We start from the raw sequence: 4,456 nt of genomic DNA on the forward strand, positions 1-4,456 counted from the left end.
GCTCCATCGATGCCTTTTGCAATTATTCTACTCTTGAATTTTAATTAGGTCGATGAACTTTTGTTAAGGCACACTAGTGCCTGTCCATGATCACTCACCGCACTGCCTGATGGCAATTAGTGCCATAGGCTGAAACGGTCAATGACATTTCAGGCGTGAACCGAGGGCCAGAGAACGACTATTCCAACATGCCTTCTATCGAGTGCCTGTCCATGATGATGGCCAGCGCCACCTGAACCGGAACAGCGCCCGCCAGGGCGCTACGCGCCATGCCTGGCGCACAACAGAAAAGGCCCGGGGGGTCGAAACCTCCGGGCCTTTTGGATCGGGTCAGGCTAGTGCCTGTCCATGACTACCTACTATGACTAAGCCACATAGGATTTAGGGAGCAGCAGCCGGAGCCTGACAGCCAGACGGCAGATACTTGATATCGCCAGCAGTGTCACAGTTCCAATTCACGATTGCGTTACCCGCAGCGTTTAGTGCCGGGGTGAGAGTAAAGGTATAGGCACGAATGGCGTTATTCACCGGCGCTGCATTCCGCATGGTTACCGTTATAACTCCAGTATCGGCATGAGTGACATTGTCGGTGTACCGTCCGCCATTGGTTTCTTGATATTGGTTAGCGGGAGGGAATGCCCCTTGAGATTGATAAAACTCAGTAATAGAAGTCTTCACAGCTCCGGCTGTTGCCATGCCCTCGGAAACCTGGGAGCGGGCCACATAATCCTGATAAGCCGGAATAGCCACAGCCGCCAAAATACCAATAATCGCCACAACGATCATCAGTTCGATCAGGGTGAAACCCTTCTGACCATGATTCATCTGAATGTTTTTCATAAACGTGCCTCTGTGTTTTGCGTTTTCCCGTATGGCTCCGGGGCCGGCGGAGCTTTGCCCCCGAACCGGTGTGAGCCTGCGAAGAATACAGCACCTGCCGTGCCAGTTTTTGATGGACAGCAACTATTCGCCATTTTTCATGATTTTACGTTCTTCTGACGACTGCGCTGCCATGGGTTTTGAGGCCTGTTTCACATGACCAATCCGGTCGCTCACTGACGCACAGCGTCACACTGCGAAGCCACTCACACACCTGGGTGACACAAATGGTCAACCGCCAGCCTTTCCAATCATACTTGGGCCATCTAAACTCTGTGTCATCCAGTCACCACAGGCAATTCACCCGCCTGTCAGTGCGTTACCGACAGAAGCTCGACACCTATGGCAACCAACCAAAGCAACGTGACCCTTACCGGCCTGGCCCGGCGTTTTGTGGAAGACGGCCTGCTCGATGAAGACGTCGCGAAGGACGCCTACCTGCAGGCGGCCAACAATCGTATTCCGCTGATCACTTACCTGGTCCAGAACCAGTTGGCCGACAGCCAGAAGCTTGCCTTCGCGGCAGCGATGGAGTTCGGTGTCAGCGTGCTGGACCTGGGCAGCTTTGCGCCGGAGATGCTGCCGGACAAGCTGGTGGATGAAAAACTGATCCGCAAGCACAACGCCCTGCCGCTCTACAAAAGAGGCAACCGACTGTTTATCGCGGTATCGGACCCCACCAACATCCAGGCCCTGGATGAGATCAAGTTCAACACCGGGCTGAGTACCGATGCGGTGCTGGTGGATGATGCCGCCCTGCGGGTGGCTATCGACAAGTACCTGGAGTCCCAGGACCAGACCATGGGCGACCTGGAAGACGCGGACCTGGAAGGTGTGGAAACCGAGGGCGGCGACCAGGATGATGACGACGGCGCCACAAACGCCAAGACCGACGTGGATGACGCGCCTATCGTCAAATACGTCAACAAGGTGCTGTTGGACGCCATTCGCGGCGGGGCTTCCGACATCCACTTCGAACCCTACGAGAAGGTCTACCGGGTACGCTACCGGACAGATGGCATGCTGAAGGAAATCTCCCGGCCTTCCATCAAGCTGGCGCCGAAGATCTCCGCCCGGGTCAAGATTATGGCGCAACTGGACATCTCCGAGCGCCGGGTGCCCCAGGATGGCCGCATCAAGATGAAGCTGTCCAAGACCAAGGCCATCGACTTCCGGGTGAACACCCTGCCCACCTTGTGGGGTGAGAAGATTGTGCTGCGGATTCTGGACCCCAGCCAGGCCAAGATGGGCATTGATGCACTGGGCTATGAAGAGGACCAGAAGGAACTCTACCTCAATGCCCTTAAACAGCCCCAGGGCATGATCCTGGTGACCGGCCCGACCGGCTCCGGCAAGACCGTGTCCCTGTATACCGGCCTGAATATTCTTAACCAGCCGGAGATCAACATCTCCACGGCGGAAGACCCGGCGGAAATAAACCTGGAAGGCATCAACCAGGTTAACGTCAACAACAAGGTGGGCCTGGGCTTTGCCGAGGCGTTGCGGGCGTTCCTGCGGCAAGACCCGGATGTGATCATGGTGGGCGAGATCCGGGACCTGGAGACGGCCAATATCGCCATCAAGGCCGCCCAGACCGGTCACCTGGTACTATCGACTCTGCACACCAACAGCGCTGCAGAAACGCTGACCCGGATGATGAACATGGGCGTGCCCGCCTTCAACATCGCTACCTCGGTGAGCCTGATCATCGCCCAGCGGCTGGGCCGGCGCCTGTGCAACAGCTGCAAACAACGACTGGATGTGCCGAAGGAAACCCTTTTGAAGGAAGGGTTCACAGAAGAACAAATTGAAACTGGCTTCACGTTGTACACACCCAAGGGCTGTGATAAATGCAATGGAGGTTATAAGGGCCGCGTAGGCATCTACGAGGTGGTGAAAGTGACCGATGCACTGGCGAATATGATTATGGAAGAAGCCAGCTCCATCGAGATTGCCCGCCAGGCCCTGCAAGAAGGTTTCCGTACGCTGCGTCAGTCCGCCCTTCGCAAGGTGATTGAAGGCGTGACCAGCCTTGAGGAAGCCAACCGCGTAACGAAGGATTAAGCATGGCACAGGCACAGAAGGCAGAAAAACTTCAGGCGTATGTCTGGGAAGGTAAAGACCGCAAGGGCAACAAGGCCAAGGGGGAAATCTCCGGCACCAACCTGGCGCTAGTGAAGGCCCAGTTGCGCAAGCAGGGGGTAATGCCCAGCAAGGTCAAGCGCAAGCGCAAGCCCAAGCCTCTGTTTGGTGGCAGCAAGAAGGTCACGCCCTTTGATATCGCCATGTTCACACGCCAACTGGCTACCATGATGAAGGCCGGTGTACCACTGGTGCAGAGCTTTGACATCGTGGCCGACGGCCTGGACAACAAGGGCCTGCAGGAACTGGTGGTTGCCATACGTAACGATGTAGCCGCGGGCACCAGCTTTGCCGGCGCATTGCGCCGCCATCCCAAGCACTTCAACGACCTGTACTGCAACCTGGTGGACTCCGGCGAGAAGGCCGGTGCGCTGGAGCAGATGCTGGACCGGATTGCGACCTACCTTGAGAAAACCGAGATTCTCAAGAAGAAGGTCAAGAAGGCCATGACTTATCCGATTGCGGTTATTGTGGTCGCGATTATTGTTACGGCTATTTTGCTGGTTAAAGTCGTGCCGCAGTTTGAGAGCCTGTTCCAGGGCTTTGGCGCCGACCTTCCTGTGTTTACCCAGATGGTGATCAACCTGTCGGAATGGATGCAGAAGTGGTGGTTTGTCGTACTGCTGGGGATCATCGCGTTCATATTCGGCTTTCGTGAGGCAAAGCGACGCTCACAGAAATTCTCCGACCTTGTAGACAAATATGTACTAAAAATACCCATTGTCGGCGAAATCCTCGACAAATCTGCCGTCGCCAAGTTTGGCCGGGTGCTCTCGACAACCTTTGCCTCCGGCGTGCCTCTCGTCGATGCCCTGGACTCGGTGGCCGGGGCCACCGGCAACGCGGTGTACCGGGATGCCATTTTCAAGATCAAAGACGAGGTATCTTCCGGTGTGCAACTGCAGACCGCCATGCGGGAGACTGGCATTTTCCCGGTCATGGCCGTGCAACTGACAGCCATCGGTGAGGAGTCGGGTAATCTTGATGAGATGCTGGGTAAGGTGGCAGAACACTACGAGGCCGTGGTGGACGATATGGTGGATAACCTGACCGCGCTGATGGAGCCGATGATTATGTCGGTGCTGGGTGTGCTGGTTGGGGGCCTGATTGTAGCCATGTATTTGCCTATCTTCCAGATGGGGCAAGTGGTATAGGCTGCCACGGAATCCAGGGCCCTTCGACAAGCTCAGGGCGAGCGGGGGGAGCTGGAGGGCTTTTCTGGGCTTGGGATATACCGCCCTTCGACAGGCTCAGGGCGAACGGGGTATGGAAGAATAAGCCCAAAGATATTGGCCACGAAATCCACTAAACCCACTAAATGAAAAGACGAAGAAAGCTCTATTGATTGCGGTTCAGTTTTTCGAGATGGGATGGTCTCCTCCCCACTCCAAATCGGCGTCGCGATGCGCCAGGATAGATGTTACCGACACTATCC

At 55.9% G+C, this 4,456-nt stretch carries 3 protein-coding genes; 2 read left to right on the forward strand and 1 reads right to left on the reverse strand.

Annotated elements, in window-relative coordinates:
• Window positions 1-381: 381 nt before the first annotated feature.
• Window positions 382-840: a pilin gene (locus MLC59_RS19420; RefSeq protein ID WP_427901747.1), complete on the reverse strand. Its 459-nt coding sequence runs from the start codon at window positions 838-840 to the stop codon at window positions 382-384.
• 381 nt (window positions 841-1,221) lie between these two features.
• Here MLC59_RS19420 and pilB point away from each other — a divergent pair, with 381 nt between their 5' ends.
• Together pilB and MLC59_RS19435 are read left to right on the forward strand one after the other, a co-directional pair.
• Entirely contained in the window at window positions 1,222-2,943 is a 1,722-nt protein-coding gene (gene pilB, locus MLC59_RS19430) for a type IV-A pilus assembly ATPase PilB (RefSeq protein ID WP_248237251.1), read from the forward strand.
• Window positions 2,944-2,945: 2 nt separating this feature from the next.
• On the forward strand, window positions 2,946-4,175 hold the full coding sequence (locus MLC59_RS19435; protein ID WP_248237252.1) for a type II secretion system F family protein: 1,230 nt from the start codon (window positions 2,946-2,948) through the stop codon (window positions 4,173-4,175).
• Window positions 4,176-4,456 lie beyond the last annotated feature (281 nt).

The sequence above is a fragment of the Marinobacter bryozoorum genome, assembly GCF_023156245.1.
GTDB classification, from domain to species: Bacteria; Pseudomonadota; Gammaproteobacteria; order Pseudomonadales; family Oleiphilaceae; genus Marinobacter; species Marinobacter bryozoorum.

Bases quoted from the DNA above. Each gene is read 5' to 3' on its own strand.
- MLC59_RS19435 (WP_248237252.1), top strand. From the start codon at position 2,946: ATGGCACAGGCACAGAAGGCAGAAAAACTTCAGGCGTATGTCTGGGAA.
- MLC59_RS19420 (WP_427901747.1), bottom strand. From the start codon at position 840: ATGAAAAACATTCAGATGAATCATGGTCAGAAGGGTTTCACCCTGATC.
- pilB (WP_248237251.1), top strand. From the start codon at position 1,222: ATGGCAACCAACCAAAGCAACGTGACCCTTACCGGCCTGGCCCGGCGT.